We start from the raw sequence: 16,446 nt of genomic DNA on the forward strand, positions 1-16,446 counted from the left end.
ATCGTACCGCCCGGCACAACACACGGGCGGCGCTTGCAATAAGGGGTATCAGCTGTCCAGCGCCTTGTACTTCTCGCGCAGGTGGTTGCGTATCCATACCGCCGAGAGGTTGAGCGTGGCGATCACCATCACCAGCAGCAGCGCGGTGGCGTACACCAGCGGCCGTGCGGCCTCGACGTTGGGGCTCTGGAAGCCGACGTCGTAGATGTGGAAGCCCAGGTGCATGATCTTCTGGTCCAGGTGCAGGTACGGGTAGTTGCCGTCCACCGGCAGCGACGGCGCCAGTTTCACCACACCCACCAGCATCAGCGGCGCCACCTCGCCCGCGGCACGGGCCACGGCCAGGATCATGCCGGTCATCATCGCCGGGCTGGCCATCGGCAGCACGATCTTCCACAGCGTCTCGGCCTTGGTCGCACCCAGGGCCAGCGAGCCCTCGCGCACGGTCCGCGGGATCCGCGCCAGGCCTTCTTCGGTGGCCACGATCACCACCGGTACCGCCAGCAGCGCCAGGGTCAGCGAGGCCCACAGCAGGCCCGGGGTACCCAGGGTCGGCGCCGGCAGTGCTTCGGGGAAGAACAGGTGGTCGAGCGAGCCGCCCAGCACGTACACGAAGAAGCCCAGGCCGAACACGCCGTAGACGATCGCCGGCACGCCGGCCAGGTTGTTCACCGCGATGCGGATCAGCCGGGTCACCGGGCCCTGGCGGGCATATTCACGCAGGTACACCGCCGCCAGCACGCCGAACGGGGTGACGATCACGGCCATGATCAGGGTCATCATCACGGTGCCGAAGATCGCCGGGAAGATCCCGCCCTCGGTGTTGGCTTCACGCGGGTCGTCGCTGAGGAACTCCCACACCTTGGCGAAGTAGGTGCCCAGCTTGGTGAAGTTGTTCATGGCGTTGGGCTGGTAGGCGTGCACCACCTTGTCGAGGTTGATCTCGACTTCGCGGCCATTGCCGTCACGGGCCACCAGGCTGTCGCGGCTGAAGTCCTGGTGCAGCTTGCCCAGGCGGTCCTCGATGGCCTTGTAGCGGTTGTTCAGCTCGGCGCGCTCGGCATCCATGTCGGCCTGCGCTACAGGGGTCAGCTTGCCTTGCAGTTCCAGCTTGCGGGCTTGCAGGCGCAGGCGCTCAAGGCCATGGTTGATCGCACCGATGTCCTTCTTCTCGAGCTTCTGCAGCTCGCCGGCCAGGCCGGCAGCACGCTTGAGGCGTGCCTGCAGCTCGTTCCAGGCGGCCTGCCCTTCGGCAACCACCTTGCCGTTTTCCTTGACGCTGACCAGGTAGCCGTAGAAGTTGCCCCACTCGCGGCGCTCCAGGGCGATCAGGTCGACTGGCTTCTGCTGGTCCACCAGCCAGTCGCCGACCACCCAGGTGAAGTCACTGCCGTTGAGGTCGCGGTTGCCGACCTTGATCAACTCGCGGGTCATGAACTCCGGGCCGTTGTCGGGTACCGGCAGGCCGGCCCCCTTGAGGCGTGCCAGCGGCACCTCTTCCTTCTGCACCACTTCGCCGATGACGATGTGGTTGGCCTGGCCCGGCACGTTGTAGCTGGCCTGAATCAGGTCGGCCGGCCAGAAGTGCGCCAGGCCGCGCACGGCGATCACGGAGAGCAGACCGATGGTCATGATCACCGCGATGGACACCGCGCCACCGCTTATCCAGACGCCAGGGGCGCCGCTCTTGAACCAGCTCTTGAGGGAATCCTTTTTCACGGATCTCTACCTTTCTATCAAAGCGACGAGTATTTCTTGCGCAGACGCTGGCGAATCAGCTCGGCCAAGGTGTTCATCACGAAGGTGAACATCAGCAGCACCAGCGCGGCGAGGAACAGCACGCGGTAGTGGCTGCCACCGACTTCCGATTCGGGCATCTCCACCGCGACGTTGGCCGCCAGGGTGCGCATACCTTCGAACAGGTTCATTTCCATGACCGGGGTGTTGCCCGTGGCCATCAGCACGATCATGGTTTCACCCACCGCGCGGCCCATGCCGATCATCAGCGCCGAGAAGATGCCCGGGCTGGCGGTCAGGATGACCACGCGGGTCAGGGTCTGCCACGGCGTGGCGCCAAGTGCCAGCGAGCCCAGGGTCAGGCTGCGCGGCACGCTGAACACGGCGTCCTCGGCAATCGAGTAGATGTTCGGGATGACCGCAAAGCCCATGGCGATACCGACCACCAGGGCGTTGCGCTGGTCGTAGGTGATGCCCAGGTCATTGGTGATCCACAGGCGCATGTCGCCGCCGAAGAACCAGGTTTCGAGGAACGGGCTCAGGGTCAGCGCACCCCAGCCGGTGAACAGGATCACCGGGATCAGGATCGCCGCTTCCCAGCCATCCGGCACACGCAGGCGGATCGACTCCGGCAGGCGGCTCCAGATGAAGCCGGCCAGCAGGATGCCGAACGGCATCACCACGAACAGGCTGAACACACCGGGCAGATGCCCTTCCAGGTAAGGCGCCAGGAACAGCCCGGCGAAGAAGCCGAGGATCACCGTGGGCATCGCCTCCATCAGCTCGATCACCGGCTTGACCTTGCGGCGCATGCCCGGGGCCATGAAGTAGGCGGTGTAGATCGCTGCGGCAATCGCCAGCGGTGCGGCCAGGATCATCGCGTAGAACGCGGCCTTGAGCGTACCGAAGGTCAGTGGCGACAGGCTCAGCTTGGGCTCGAAGTCGGTGTTCGACGCGGTGGACTGCCAGACGTACTTGGGCTCGTCGTAGTTCTCGTACCAGACCTTGCTCCACAGCGCGCTCCAGGACACTTCCGGGTGCGGGTTGCGCAGGCTGGCCGGGATCAGCTTGCCGCCCTCTTCGACGAACAGGCGGTTGGCCCGTGGCGACAGTGCCAGCACGCCGGCGCCTTCGGCCATCGGCTCCACCAGCAGGGTGCGGTGTGCGGTGCTGTGGAACACGCCGAGCTTGCCGCTGGCATCCAGTGCCACGAAGCCCTTGCGGCGCTCTTCGGCATCGATCTGCACGATCGGCGCCTTGCCCATCTGGAAGGTACGGATCTGCTTGAAGCGCTGTTCGCCGTCCGGGTCGCGGGCCATGAACCACTGGGCCAGGCCACCCTTGGAGTCACCGATGATCAGCGAGATGCCGCCCACCAGCTGGGCGCTGGCGGTGACTTCGGCATCGGCGTCGTCGAGCAGCTTGTAACGACCGTTGAGGCTCTTGTCGCGCAGGCTGAACACATCGGCCTGGGCCCGCCCGTTGATCACGTACAACCACTGCTGGCGCGGGTCGATGAAGATCGCCTTGACCGCCTCGGTCATCTGCGGCAGTTCGATGTGGTTCTGCTCGCTGGTGACTTCGCCGGTCATCATGTTTTCTTCGCGGCTAAGTTGCAGTACCTGCAACTGCGCACCGCTGGAGCCGGCCACCACCAGGGTGTCGCCATTGACGTTCAGGCTCACGTGCTCCAGCGCACGGCCCGAATCGCCGAGGGCGAACGGTTGCTGGCCATAGGGGTAGTCGATGGCCGGGGTGATGGTCTTGTGGTTGTCCGGGTAGGTGATCTTGTAGCTGTGGCTGAACACCAGTGCCTGGCCGTTGGACAGGCCCAGCACCACCAGCGGGTTGCCCGGCTGGTCGGCGCCGATCGAGGTCACCTGGGTGCCGGCCGGTACCGGCAGGTCGACACGCTTGAGCTCGGCACCGGTCTTGGTGTCGAAGAACAGCGCCTGCCCCTTGTCCGAGACGCGCATGCCGACCAGGTTCTGCTCTTCGAGCGCGATCATCAGCGGCTTGCCGGCGTCCTGGGTCAGCCAGGCCGGGGTCATGGCCTTCTTGGTGGTCAGTTCGGCGCCTTGAAACAGCGGCACCACCACGTAGGCCAGGTAGAAGAAGATCAAGGTGATCGCCGCCAGCACGGCGAGCCCGCCCACCAGTACATACCAGCGGGTCAGGCGGTCCTTGAATGCACGCAGGCGACGCTTGCGTTGCAGCTCGGGCGTATTGAAATCAATCCGCACGGGGGGAGAATTTTGGGTCATGGTGGAGTTGGCCAGATCATTCATGCGCTCACCCTAGCGGTCCCGTATGACAAAAACATGACAATGCAGTGACGCAAAAAAGCCCGCCGCTCAGGCATGCCTGGCAGCGGACTCGCAATTTGCAGCGCGGCCCGCACAAATGCAGGGCGCGCCCGTTCACACTCAGTTTGCAGCGACGCCTTTGGCGGCGTGGTTCAGGCCCAGGTCGGCCAGCGCTTTCTCGGCCACTTTGGCGGGCAGCGGGATGTAACCGTCTTTCACCACGACCTGTTGACCGGCCTGCGACAGCACCAGCTTGACGAACTCGGCTTCCAGCGGGGCCAGAGGCTTGTTCGGGGCCTTGTTGACGTAGACGTAGAGGAAACGCGACAGCGGGTAGGTACCGTTCAGGGCGTTGGCTTCGTTGTCTTCGACGAACGCGCCGCCTTCTTTCTTGGCCAGGGCCACGGTTTTCACGCTGGCGGTCTTGTAGCCGATGCCCGAGTAACCGATACCGTTCAGCGAGCTGCTGATCGACTGCACGACGGACGCCGAGCCAGGTTGTTCGTTGACGTTAGGCTTGAAGTCGCCTTTGCACAGGGCTTCTTCCTTGAAGTAGCCGTAGGTGCCGGATACCGAGTTGCGACCGAACAGCTGGACCGGCTTGTTGGCCAGGTCGCCGGTCACGCCCAGGTCGCCCCAGGTTTTCACGTCGGCCTTGGCACCGCACAGGCGGGTGGAGGAGAAGATGGCGTCGACCTGAGCCATGGTCAGGCCCTTGATCGGGTTGTCCTTGTGCACGAACACGGCCAGGGCGTCGACGGCGACCGGGATGGCGGTCGGCTTGTAGCCGTACTTCTGTTCGAACGCCTGCAGCTCGACGTCTTTCATCTTGCGGCTCATCGGGCCCAGGTTGGCGGTGCCTTCGGTCAGCGCGGGTGGCGCGGTGGAGGAGCCGGCGGCCTGGATCTGGATGTTTACGTTCGGGTATTCCTTCTTGTAGGCCTCGGCCCACAGGGTCATCAGGTTGGCCAGGGTATCGGAACCGACGCTGGAGAGGTTGCCCGATACGCCGGTGGTTTTGACGTAGGTCGGAATAGCAGGATCAACAGCGGCAACTGCGTTGGCAGTCGCAACGCCAGCGGCGGCAAAGGTCAGGGCCGCCATCAAACGCTTCAGTTTCATGCCTTACTCCTAGCAGGAATTGGGGGTAGATGGATCGGGCCCAAGTATCTGCAGGCCGTATGACTACTCTATGAACTGAATGTGACAATTAGATGAAAGGCCATCACCTCGTTCGAGGGATGGCCTTTATAGCGGACGCGGGGCGGGGTTTCAGCGCTTGGTGAGCAGCAGGTAGATGCCTACCAGCAGGCCCAGGGTGCAGATGCCGGCGACATAGTAGGCCGGGCCGAGCGGGCTGAACTTCATCAGCGAGGTGACCATGATCGGGGTCAGGCCACCGAAGATCGCGTAGGCCAGGTTGTAGGAAAACGACAGGCCGCTGAAACGCACCACCGGCGGGAAGGCGCGCACCATCACGTAAGGCACCGCACCGACGATGCCCACGCACAGCCCGGTAACGGCGTACATCGGGTACAGCCACTCAGGGTGCGCCGCCAGGTTGTGGTAGAAGCTCCAGGAGCTGGCCAGCAGCGCCAGGCTGCCGACGATGAACACGCGCCCGGCGCCGAAGCGGTCGGCCAGGCGCCCGGCCACGATGCAGCCGATGCTCAGCAGCACGATGGCCAGGCTGTTGGCCTTGAGGGCCTCGGTGGCGCTGATGCCGTAGAGAGTCTGCAGCACGGTCGGGGTCATCAGGATGACCACGATGATGCCGGCCGACAGCAGCCAGGTCAGCAGCATCGACAGTACGATGGCGCCACGGTGGTCACGCAGCACCGCGCGCAGCGGCACTTCCTCGGCCAATGCCTTGCGCTGCTGCATCTCGGCGAACACCGGGGTTTCGTGCAGCCAGCGGCGCAGGTACACCGAAAACAGGCCGAACACGCCGCCGAGCAGGAACGGGATCCGCCAGGCGTAGTCGCTCAGTTGCTCGGGGGTGTACACGGTGTTGATCAGGGTCGCGACCAGCGAGCCGAGCAGGATGCCCGAGGTGAGGCCCGCCGTCAGGGTGCCGCAGGCGTAGCCGATGTTGCGCGCCGGCACGTGTTCGGACACGAACACCCAGGCACCCGGCACTTCACCGCCAATGGCGGCGCCCTGGATCACGCGCATCAGCAGCAACAGGATCGGTGCCCACATGCCGATCTGTGCGTAGGTGGGCAGCAGGCCCATGATCAGGGTCGGCACGGCCATCATGAAGATGCTCAGGGTGAACATCTTCTTGCGCCCCAGCAGGTCGCCGAAGTGGGCCATCACGATGCCGCCCAGCGGGCGCGCCAGGTAGCCGGCAGCGAAGATGCCGAAGGTCTGCATCAGGCGCAGCCACTCGGGCATGTCGACCGGAAAGAACAGCTTGCCCACCACCGCGGCGAAGAACACGAAGATGATGAAGTCGTAGAACTCCAGCGCCCCGCCCAGGGCGGAGAGCGACAGGGTCTTGTAGTCACTGCGGGTGAGCGGCCGCGAGGGCTGCTCTATGGAGGGGGGCACGGAGGTCATCGAAGCGTCTCTTATTGGCAAATCAGGCCGCGGCAGCGCTGGCCCCGGCCTATCAGGAGGTCGAACGATAGCAAATTGTTCGAAAAAGCACATGGATCGACATAATCGGGGCAGATAATCATGACCGCATGGTCGTCGCCCCACGCGCGGCTCTATATACTGGCCGCTCGTATCAAACGGTTACGCCTTGTGTGGGATGTTGTGCGAAAACGCCGCTAGGTATGCTTAGTCGGTTTCGCAGAGTTTCCCTTCGCCGCACGGCAGAGCGAAGCAGCGTAGTATGTTCGTGCTGAATCGTTTTTCGCGGCGTCCGCACCAGCGCAAACCAACGAAGCGTTACGGGTCAGAGGCACCCCCGGCATGATTGAACTCGAACAAGAAGATCCTATTCCGCAAGGCGACCTTGCCTTACAGATCACCGCATTGCCCCGTGAAACCAACGGTTTCGGCGATATCTTCGGCGGCTGGCTGGTCGCCCAGATGGACCTGGCCGGCACGGCCATGGCCAGTCGAGTCGCGGGCGGGCGCGTCGCCACCGTGGCGATCGACCGCATGGCCTTTCTGGTGCCGGTGGCGGTGGGCGCGCAATTGTCCTTCTATACCCAGACCCTGGAAATCGGCCGCAGCTCGATCCAGATGATGGTCGAGGTGTGGAGCGACGACCCGCTGAGCAGTGAATGGCGCAAGGTCACCGAGGCGGTGTTCGTGTTCGTCGCCATCGACGGCAGCGGCCGCACCCGCTCGGTGCCGCCTCGTCGCTGAGCCTGGGGCGCGCTAAACTCGAGGGTCTGCGCGAGGTCCAAGACCTCGTAGGCCACCCTTCGAGAGCAACGCATGTCCACATCCAAGGTAGAAGTCGAACAGCATGGCGAGCTTGCCTGCTGGCGTATCACCACGCCTCGCGCCGAGCTGCTGATTGCCCAGCAGGGCGCACAGGTGCTCAGTTACCAGCGCGTGGGCGAGCCGCCGCTGCTGTGGCTCAGCGATCAGGCGATCTTCAGGCAGGGCAAATCGGTGCGCGCCGGTGCCCCGGTGTGCTGGCCCTGGTTCGGCAACCTGCAACGCAACCCAGCGGCCGTACAGGCCATGTTCCACGGCGCCGAGGCCCCGGCCCACGGGCTGGTGCGCGGGCGTGACTGGCAGTTGCTGGGTATCGACAGCAGTGCGGATTCGGTACGCGTGGACTTCACGCTGCCCCAGGCGTTGGGAGAGCTACCCGGCTGGCCGCACACGGTGGAACTGAAACTGAGCATCGTGCTCGGCGAGGAACTGGCGCTGACCCTCGACAGCCACAACCTGGGCAGTGGCAGCGTCACCCTCAGCCAGGCGCTGCACAGCTACTTTGCAGTCAGCGACGTGCGTGGCGCGCGGGTAGAAGGCGTGGACGGGCTGGCCTACATCGAGACGCTGGCAGACTGGGAGCAACGCACCCAGCAGGGCGACCTGGGGTTTGCCGGGGAAACCGACCGCATCTACCTGCAGGCACCTGAGCGTCTGAGCATCGTCGACCCGGGCTGGAACCGGCGTATCACCCTGCGTACCCAGGGTTCGCGTTCGGCGGTGATCTGGAACCCATGGGTGGACCGCGCCGCGCAGCTCACGGACATGGCCGATGACGGCTGGCAGCGGATGCTGTGCATCGAGACGGCAAACGTGTGGGATGACGTGGTGGAACTTGCGCCCGGGGCGACCCATTCGCTGAGTGTCAGTATCGGCAGCGAACCGCTCTAGACCGCTATCGCGGGTCAAGCCCGCTCCCACCGGGCATAGCACTGATCATGAGGGCAGCACTGTACCTGTGGGAGCGGGCTTGACCCGCGATGCAGACGGCGCGGTTACAGGTCGGAGTCCTCCACAACCCTCACCTTCCCCGCATCCAGCGCATACGCCGCATCGGCCAGGTCATTGCTGACCTTCTCCACCTTCAGCGTGCCGCTGACCCACAGCGGCGTGTAGATATCGTCCAGCTTCAGGCCATGGGGATAACGCACCAGCACCAGCTGGTTGGGCGGTGGTGGCGGTACATGGATGCAGGCGCCCGGATAGGGCACGAGGAAGAACAGCGTGCTGTTGCCCTTGGCGTCGGTTTCCAACGGCACCGGGTACCCGCCCAGACGGATCTGCCTGCCGTTCATGGCAGCCACCGTCTTGCTCGAATACATCACCGCCGGCAGGCCCTTGCTCTGCTTCAGGCCACCCTTCTCGGTAAAGGTACCCATCGCCTCGGGGGAGTTGTGGTCGATCTCGGGCATCTGCTCCAGCGCCTTCTGGTCCGACTTGGGCATCAGCTCCAGCCAGTCGGTCTCGGGCAGCTCGGCGCGGGCCAGGCCACTACACAGCAACAGGGTAAGCAGTACGACTCGGCGCATGAAAAAAAGCTCGGCAACTGACGGAAAGTTGCCGAGCATTCTAGCGCCCTGTCAGCGCTTTTTGATCATGCCGTAGATCACCAGCAGGATGATTGCACCCACCAGTGCACCGAGGAAGCCAGCACCCTCGCCCGCATGGTAGATCCCCAGCGCCTGGCCACCGTAGGTCGCCGCCAGAGAGCCGGCGATACCCAGCAGAATGGTCATGATCCAGCCCATGCTGTCGTCGCCCGGCTTCAGAAAACGTGCCAGCAAGCCGACGATCAGGCCGATGAAGATGGTTCCGATGATACCCATGGCATTCCCTCTGAATTGAGTGCACGAGCCAAAGCCTAGTCAGCGCTTTGGCATCCTGCCATCAGAGGGATGCGCGGCGGGAATGGTTCCGCTCAGCCTGCGATGAGCGCTTCGACCTGCTGGATCTTCTGCTCCAGCGTGGCCATGTCGGCGCAGCGCAGGGTGGCGTGACCGACCTTGCGCCCGGCCTTGAAGGCCTTGCCGTAGTGATGCAGATGACAGTCGTCGATAGCCACGACCGCAGCCACCGCCGGCACTTCGCCGATGAAGTTGAGCATGGCGCTTTCGCCGACCTTGGCGGTCGAGCCCAGCGGCAGGCCGGCCACGGCGCGCAGGTGGTTCTCGAACTGGCTGCACTCGGCGCCTTCGATGGTCCAGTGCCCGGAGTTGTGCACACGCGGAGCGATCTCGTTGGCCTTCAGGCCACCGTCGACCTCGAAGAACTCGAACGCCAGCACGCCGACATAGTCGAGCTGCTCAAGCACGCGGCTCGCGTAGTCTTCGGCCAGGCTCTGCAGCAGGTGGTCTTCGCTGGCCACCGACAGGCGCAGGATGCCGCTGTCGTGGGTGTTGTGCACCAGCGGGTAGAAGCGCGTCTCGCCATCGCGGCCGCGAACGGCAATCAGCGACACCTCGCCGGTGAACGGCACGAAGCCCTCCAGCAGGCAGGGCACGCTACCAAGTTCGGCGAACGTGTCGACAACATCGGCTTCGGTGCGGAGCACCTTCTGGCCCTTGCCGTCATAACCCAGGGTGCGGGTCTTGAGCACGGCCGGCAGGCCGATGCTGGCGACGGCGGCCTCCAGGTCGGCTTGCGACTGGATGTCGGCGAAGGCCGGGGTCGGGATGCCCAGGTCACGGAACATGCTCTTCTCGAACAGCCGGTCGCGGGCGATGCGCAGCGCTTCGGCGCTCGGATACACCGGCACGAACTGCGACAGGAAGGCCACCGTCTCGGCTGGCACGCTTTCGAATTCGAAGGTCACCAGGTCGACTTCGTCGGCCAGCTGGCGCAGGTGATCCTGGTCGCCGTAGTCGGCACGCAGGTGCTCGCCCAGGGCGGCCGCACAGGCGTCAGGGGCCGGGTCGAGGAAAGCGAAGTTCATGCCCAGCGGGGTACCCGCCAGGGCCAGCATGCGGCCCAGTTGGCCGCCACCGATTACACCGATTTTCATGCGTGTGACCTCAGGCCTGGCGCGGGTCTGGATTGTCCAGAACGTTGTCTGTCTGCTCAGCGCGGAACTGTTTCAGAACGGTATGGAACTGCGGGTGCTTGGCGCCCAGGATGCTCGCCGAGAGCAGCGCGGCGTTGATCGCGCCAGCCTTGCCGATGGCCAGGGTGGCAACCGGGATGCCGGCCGGCATCTGCACGATCGACAGCAGCGAATCGACGCCCGAGAGCATGGCCGACTGCACCGGAACACCCAGCACCGGCAGGTGGGTCTTGGCGGCGCACATGCCTGGCAGGTGGGCAGCGCCACCGGCACCGGCGATGATCACCTCGATGCCACGGCCTTCGGCCTCTTCGGCGTACTGGAACAGCAGGTCCGGCGTGCGGTGGGCGGAAACCACCTTCACTTCGTAGGGAATGCCGAGTTTTTCCAGCATATCGGCGGTGTGGCTAAGGGTGGACCAATCGGACTTGGAGCCCATGATCACGCCAACCAGTGCACTCATCGTCGAGCCTCTTCTCTTGGGCGCCTTCAGGCGCGTCAAAAAACAACAAGCCACGCAGGGACGACCGGCGTGGCTTGTTATGCGAATTAGGGCCGGGTGTACCGACCGAAGGCCGCGCAGTATATCGTAAAGCCGTGTGTTTGATGCACCCCGGCGACCAACTGTAAGCCTTATTTTTCGGGCTTTTTCAGGGCTTCGGGCTGACTCTGGAGTCAAGCCGTCGCCGGCCCGCCTTCGAGCTTGCGCCACAGCAGGCGCACGTTGGCCTTGCGCACCAGCGCGCAGCGGTACAGGCGGATCTCCAGCGGCACGTGCCATTGCGCACCGCCACAGATCACCAGCTCGCCACGTTCAAGCTCGGCGCGGGCCGACAGGCGCGGCACCCAGGCAATACCCAGGCCTTCCAGGGCCATGCTCTTGAGGCTGTCGGCCATGGCGGTTTCGTAGATGGTGGTAAAGCGCAGGTTGCGCTGGCGCAGCAGCAGATTCACCGAACGCCCCAGAAACGCTCCGGCGCTGTAGGCCAGCAAGGGCACGCTGGCGTCGTTTTCCAGGTCGAACAGCGGCTTGCCGTCGGCATCCGCTGCACACACCGGCAGCATCTCGGTGTGCCCCAGGTGCAGCGAGGGGAAGATCTCAGCGTCCATCTGCAGGGCCGCATCCGGGTCGTAGAACGCCAGCATCAGGTCGCAGCCACCTTCGCGCAGGGCGTGCACCGCATCGCCGACGTTGGTCGCCACCAGCCGCGTGGCGATGTTCAGACCGTCGTTGCGCAACTGCGCGATCCAGCGCGGAAAGAAGCCCAGCGCCAGCGAGTGCGCCGCCGCCACCTGGATCACCTCGCCCTGCCCGCCTTCCAGGTGATGCAAGTGGCGCAGCACCTCGCCCAGCTGGTCGACCACCGTGCGCGCCGTCACCAGGAACAGTTGGCCGGCAGCGGTCAACTCGATCGGCGTGCGCGAGCGGTTGACCAGGGTCAGCCCCAACGCAGCCTCCAGGCTGCGAATGCGCCGGCTGAACGCCGGCTGGGTCACGAAGCGACGCTCCGCCGCCTGGGAAAAGCTGCGGGTGGCGGCCAGGGCGCTGAAATCTTCCAGCCATTTGCTTTCGAGGTTCATCGGGCTCTCCAGGCATGCACCAAAATGGTACACGCTCGAATGTCAATTGGCGTCACATGGAACGTTATGCCGTTTGTGCATAGGTTAGCGTGCAACAGCATTGGCCGCAAAATCCGTGCAGGCCTAGGATTGGCGCCATTCCGGCATGTGCCGGGCCTAACTCGAGATGATCTCTATCATGTCCGCTGCTGCATCGTTCCGTGTCGAAAAAGACCTGCTTGGCACCCTCGAAGTCCCTGCTGATGCCTACTACGGTATCCAGACCCTGCGTGCTGCCAACAACTTCCACCTCTCTGGCGTGCCGCTGTCGCACTACCCGAAAATGGTTGTCGGCCTGGCCATGGTCAAACAGGCAGCTGCCGACGCCAACCGCGAGCTGGGTCACCTGAGCGATGCCAAGCACGCCGCCATCAGCGAGGCCTGTGCCCGCCTGATCCGCGGTGACTTCCACGAGCAGTTCGTGGTCGACATGATTCAAGGCGGTGCCGGTACCTCCACCAACATGAACGCCAACGAAGTGATCGCAAACATCGCGCTGGAAGCGATGGGTCACCAGAAGGGCGAGTACCAGTACCTGCACCCGAACAACGACGTGAACATGGCGCAGTCGACCAACGACGCCTACCCGACCGCCATCCGTCTGGGCCTGCTGCTGGGTCACGATGCGCTGCTGGCCAGCCTCGACAGCCTGATCCAGGCCTTCGCTGCCAAGGGTGAAGAGTTCAGTCACGTATTGAAGATGGGCCGTACCCAGCTGCAGGACGCCGTGCCGATGACCCTGGGCCAGGAATTCCGTGCCTTCGCCACCACCCTGACCGAAGACCTCAACCGCCTGCGCACCCTGGCGCCGGAAGTGCTGACCGAAGTCAACCTGGGCGGTACCGCGATCGGTACCGGCATCAACGCCGACCCGGGCTACCAGGCCCTGGCCGTACAGCGTCTGGCGCTGATCAGCGGCCAGCCGCTGGTACCGGCTGCCGACCTGATCGAAGCCACCTCCGACATGGGCGCCTTCGTGCTGTTCTCCGGCATGCTCAAGCGCACTGCAGTCAAGCTGTCGAAGATCTGCAACGACCTGCGCCTGCTGTCCAGCGGCCCGCGCACCGGCATCAACGAGATCAACCTGCCGGCGCGTCAGCCAGGCAGCTCGATCATGCCCGGCAAGGTCAACCCGGTTATCCCGGAAGCGGTCAACCAGGTGGCCTTCGCCATCATCGGCAACGACATCGCGCTGACCATCGCGGCCGAAGGCGGCCAGCTGCAGCTGAACGTGATGGAGCCGCTGATCGCCTACAAGATCTTCGACTCGATCCGTCTGCTGCAACGCGCCATGGACATGCTGCGCGAGCACTGCATCGTCGGCATCACCGCCAACGAACAGCGCTGCCGTGAACTGGTCGAACACTCGATCGGCCTGGTCACCGCCCTGAACCCGTACATCGGCTACGAAAACGCCACCCGTATTGCCCGTATCGCGCTGGAAAGCGGCCGCGGCGTACTGGAACTGGTGCGTGAGGAAGGCCTGCTGGACGAAGCGATGCTCAACGACATCCTGCGTCCGGAAAACATGATTGCACCGCGTCTGGTACCGCTCAAAGCGTAACCGACGCCGTACTACCGCTCACCAGGTTGAGGGACTAGACACCTCTCACCTTTTGAGGGCCCAGGGACTTTGTCTCCGGGCCCTTTTTTTTGCCTGCGGCGCGAGCTTCGCCAGCAATGCCGGCGCCTACAGCGAACCGGTAGTGTCGGCTGCTTCTGCCGACGAGGGCAGCAGCAGCACATTCAGGAAGGTCGAATCGCTGACGATCTCCTTCATGAACCACCACACGAACGCCAGGCAGAGCGCCACCATGAAGGCGGTCAGATCGCCCGTGTAATGGCGCACCGTGAGCACCCCGATAAAGCACAGCACCACGCCCAGCCCGCTGATCAGGTCTGCCCAGTTGGAACGGCTGAGGTGGCGCTTCATGGCCCGGTGATCCGCCTCGGGCAACACCAGTGCCTGCGCACACTTTGCACAGGTGAGCGGCTGCCCGCCCATGAGCGTTTCCAGCTCGCCCTCGCTCGGCAACCAGACGTGCCCGCATGCCGGGCAATTGAGGTCCACCGCGGCGCACAGGCGCTCTTGCGCGGATTTGTACTTGTTCGTCGACACGTCCTTGGCACCTTCGTCCTGAAGCAGGCGCGATGGTAACCGCTGGCCGTCACGCTGCCCATCGCGAACTCGGGCGGCCCGGCCGCTGACAGCGCGCCGGGGGATGGCGTAAGGTGGTCGGCTTTCCTTCAGTCGAGCACGGAGACAGGCCATGACCCCGGCCCCTGCCCACAACATCATGGTGCTGTACACCGGTGGCACCATCGGCATGCAGGCCAGCGCCGGCGGCCTGGCCCCGGCGTCGGGCTTCGAGCAGCGCATGCGTGAGCAACTGGCCGGGCAACCTGGCCTGGCAGCCTGGCAGTTCCGCGAACTGCTGCCGCTGATCGACAGCGCCAACATGACGCCCTGCTACTGGCAGCGCCTGCGCGCCGCGATCATCGAAGCAGTGGATGGCCAGGGCTGCGATGGCGTGCTGGTGCTGCATGGCACCGACACCCTGGCCTACAGCGCCGCCGCCATGAGCTTCCAGTTGCTCGGGCTGACGGTGCCGGTGCTGTTCACCGGCTCGATGCTGCCGGCCGGTACGCCGGACAGCGATGCGTGGGAGAACCTCACGGGGGCGCTGCAGGTGCTGAGCCAGGGTACGTCGCCGGGTGTTCAGCTGTATTTCCACGGTCAGCTGCTGGCACCAAACCGCACCGCCAAGGTGCGCAGCTTCGGCCGGAACCCGTTCGCGACCTTGCAGCGCTCGGGCGGTGCGGCGCAGGCGCCTGTACCGGCAGCACTGGCTTATCGCGCGCCGCTGCATGTGGCCAAGGTTGCAGTGTTGCCGCTGGTGCCAGGCCTCGACGCCGCGCTGTTGCAGGCCACACTCGACAGCGGGGTCCAGGGGCTGGTGCTGGAATGCTATGGCAGCGGCACCGGGCCGTGTGATGACGATGCGTTCGTGGCCGTGCTGGAACAGGCCCGCGCGCGTGCCATCGTGGTGGTGGCGATCACCCAGTGCCATGAAGGCGGGGTCGAACTGGAGGTGTACGCAGCCGGCAGCCGCCTGCGCGAGGCCGGTGTGCTGTCGGGTGGCGGAATGACCCGGGAGGCGGCGTTCGGCAAATTGCAGGCATTGCTCGGTAGCCAGTTGCCGGTTGACGAGGTGCGACGGCTGGTTGGGCTGGACCTGGCTGGCGAGTTACGTTGAGCCCTTCGCTGGCTTGCCAGCGAACAGGCCCTGAAGGGCATACAAATTGCTCACTCAACCCCAAGCCCCTCAGCCGGATGCCGAGCATGCTCCACTCCCACCTCACCACCCTGAACGCGGTTTGCCTGATGCTGCAGGCCTTCAAGGACGAAGACCATGCCGCCCATCGTCTGCTCGAAGGCACCGGCATCACCCCGGCCGACCTGGGCCGCGCCGACTGGCGCATCACCACGCACCAGGAACTGCGCGTGTGCGCCAACGCCGTGGCCATGCGCCGGGAAGTCGGGCTGGAACTGGGCCAGCGCATGCACGTTTCATCCTACGGCATGCTCGGTTACGCCCTGCTTTCCGGTGCCACCCTGGGTGACGCCCTGCACCTGGCCCTGCAGTACCCCGCGCTGCTGGGAACACTTTTCCAGCTGCGCCTGATCGAGGACGGCGAGCGGGTCTGGTTCAGCGCCAGCGACTACGGCCAGGCCCCGGAGCTTGCGGCGTTCAATGCCGAGTTCTGCCTGACGTCGCTCAAGGTCATCTGCAACGACCTGCTCGGCCAGCCGCTGCCCTTGCTGGGCGCGCGTTTCGCTCACCCTGCCCCGGATTACCAGGCGCTCTACAGCGCGCCTTTCGACTGCCCCCTGCAGTTCGGCGCCAGCGACAATGCCTTTGCCTTCGAACGCCACTGGCTGGCCCGGGCCCTGCCCCTGGCCGACCCGATCACCCACCGTGCGATGAGCGAACGCTGCCGCCGGCAGAACCTGGAATTCACCGGGCGCCAGGCCTGGCTCGGGCGCATTCGCCAGCTGCTGCAGCAGCAGTTGGAGGCACCACCAGGCCTCGAGGGCCTGGCGCGGCAGATGAGCTGTTCGTCACGCACCCTGCGTCGCCACCTGCACGAGCTGGGCAGCAGTTATCAACAACTGCTCGATGAGCTGCGCTTCGAACGGGCCAAGCAGTTGCTGGCCGAGGACGAGCTGCCGATCTACCGCATCGCCGAGGTGCTGGGCTTCAGCGAGCCGGCCAGCTTCCGACACGCCTTCCTGCGTTGGAGCGGCGTGGCACCGAGCCATTTTCGCGCCTGAAACAC

At 64.7% G+C, this 16,446-nt stretch carries 15 protein-coding genes; 5 read left to right on the top strand and 10 right to left on the bottom strand.

The window, feature by feature from the left end; genetic code table 11:
- Positions 1-48: 48 nt before the first annotated feature.
- The 4 genes from pstA to LOY33_RS25550 form a co-directional block, all read right to left on the bottom strand.
- Positions 49-1,719: a phosphate ABC transporter permease PstA gene (gene pstA, locus LOY33_RS25535; protein ID WP_043861543.1), complete on the bottom strand. Its 1,671-nt coding sequence runs from the start codon at positions 1,717-1,719 to the stop codon at positions 49-51.
- Between the two features lie 17 nt (positions 1,720-1,736).
- Positions 1,737-4,025 (bottom strand): ABC transporter permease subunit, encoded by a 2,289-nt coding sequence (locus tag LOY33_RS25540; protein ID WP_043861542.1) that lies wholly within the window; start codon positions 4,023-4,025, stop codon positions 1,737-1,739.
- 138 nt (positions 4,026-4,163) lie between these two features.
- The gene (locus LOY33_RS25545) at positions 4,164-5,165 is read right to left on the bottom strand and encodes a phosphate ABC transporter substrate-binding protein PstS (RefSeq protein ID WP_043861541.1); all 1,002 of its coding nucleotides are present in this window, start codon (positions 5,163-5,165) and stop codon (positions 4,164-4,166) included.
- Between the two features lie 150 nt (positions 5,166-5,315).
- On the bottom strand, positions 5,316-6,605 hold the full coding sequence (locus LOY33_RS25550) for an MFS transporter (RefSeq protein ID WP_043861540.1): 1,290 nt from the start codon (positions 6,603-6,605) through the stop codon (positions 5,316-5,318).
- A 360-nt stretch (positions 6,606-6,965) separates the two neighbouring features.
- Between LOY33_RS25550 and LOY33_RS25555 the strand changes: the two genes are divergently transcribed.
- Positions 6,966-7,367, top strand: coding sequence for an acyl-CoA thioesterase (locus LOY33_RS25555; RefSeq protein WP_009402429.1), 402 nt, complete (start codon positions 6,966-6,968; stop codon positions 7,365-7,367).
- Positions 7,368-7,439: 72 nt separating this feature from the next.
- A complete protein-coding gene (locus LOY33_RS25560; RefSeq protein WP_213606581.1) occupies positions 7,440-8,336 on the top strand; it encodes a D-hexose-6-phosphate mutarotase in 897 nt (298 codons plus the stop codon).
- Between the two features lie 104 nt (positions 8,337-8,440).
- On the opposite strand, the gene LOY33_RS25565 is transcribed toward LOY33_RS25560, so the two are convergent.
- The 5 genes from LOY33_RS25565 to LOY33_RS25585 all read right to left on the bottom strand — a co-directional run bounded on the left by LOY33_RS25565 (position 8,441) and on the right by LOY33_RS25585 (position 12,066).
- Positions 8,441-8,974: a DUF3299 domain-containing protein gene (locus tag LOY33_RS25565; protein WP_043861581.1), complete on the bottom strand. Its 534-nt coding sequence runs from the start codon at positions 8,972-8,974 to the stop codon at positions 8,441-8,443.
- 51 nt (positions 8,975-9,025) lie between these two features.
- Entirely contained in the window at positions 9,026-9,271 is a 246-nt protein-coding gene (locus LOY33_RS25570) for a GlsB/YeaQ/YmgE family stress response membrane protein (RefSeq protein WP_043861538.1), read from the bottom strand.
- 92 nt (positions 9,272-9,363) lie between these two features.
- Positions 9,364-10,446 (bottom strand): 5-(carboxyamino)imidazole ribonucleotide synthase, encoded by a 1,083-nt coding sequence (locus LOY33_RS25575; protein ID WP_043861537.1) that lies wholly within the window; start codon positions 10,444-10,446, stop codon positions 9,364-9,366.
- Positions 10,447-10,456: 10 nt separating this feature from the next.
- Positions 10,457-10,948: a 5-(carboxyamino)imidazole ribonucleotide mutase gene (gene purE, locus LOY33_RS25580; protein WP_054916459.1), complete on the bottom strand. Its 492-nt coding sequence runs from the start codon at positions 10,946-10,948 to the stop codon at positions 10,457-10,459.
- 212 nt (positions 10,949-11,160) lie between these two features.
- On the bottom strand, positions 11,161-12,066 hold the full coding sequence (locus LOY33_RS25585; protein ID WP_043861535.1) for a LysR substrate-binding domain-containing protein: 906 nt from the start codon (positions 12,064-12,066) through the stop codon (positions 11,161-11,163).
- 178 nt (positions 12,067-12,244) lie between these two features.
- Between LOY33_RS25585 and aspA the strand changes: the two genes are divergently transcribed.
- Positions 12,245-13,669: an aspartate ammonia-lyase gene (aspA, locus tag LOY33_RS25590; RefSeq protein ID WP_043861534.1), complete on the top strand. Its 1,425-nt coding sequence runs from the start codon at positions 12,245-12,247 to the stop codon at positions 13,667-13,669.
- 126 nt (positions 13,670-13,795) lie between these two features.
- Here the strand turns inward: aspA and LOY33_RS25595 are convergent, their stop codons facing one another.
- Positions 13,796-14,224 carry a hypothetical protein gene (locus tag LOY33_RS25595; protein ID WP_100634854.1) on the bottom strand — a complete coding sequence of 143 codons (429 nt, stop codon included), beginning with the start codon at positions 14,222-14,224 and terminating at the stop codon, positions 13,796-13,798.
- A 151-nt stretch (positions 14,225-14,375) separates the two neighbouring features.
- Here LOY33_RS25595 and LOY33_RS25600 point away from each other — a divergent pair, with 151 nt between their 5' ends.
- Together LOY33_RS25600 and LOY33_RS25605 are read left to right on the top strand one after the other, a co-directional pair.
- Positions 14,376-15,362 carry an asparaginase gene (locus tag LOY33_RS25600; protein WP_258660523.1) on the top strand — a complete coding sequence of 329 codons (987 nt, stop codon included), beginning with the start codon at positions 14,376-14,378 and terminating at the stop codon, positions 15,360-15,362.
- A gap of 86 nt (positions 15,363-15,448) precedes the next feature.
- Positions 15,449-16,441 carry an AraC family transcriptional regulator gene (locus LOY33_RS25605; RefSeq protein WP_258660526.1) on the top strand — a complete coding sequence of 331 codons (993 nt, stop codon included), beginning with the start codon at positions 15,449-15,451 and terminating at the stop codon, positions 16,439-16,441.
- The last annotated feature ends 5 nt before the right edge of the window (positions 16,442-16,446 follow it).

Origin of the sequence: Pseudomonas sp. B21-036 (assembly GCF_024748925.1) — a bacterium.
Lineage (GTDB): Bacteria > Pseudomonadota > Gammaproteobacteria > Pseudomonadales > Pseudomonadaceae > Aquipseudomonas > Aquipseudomonas palmensis.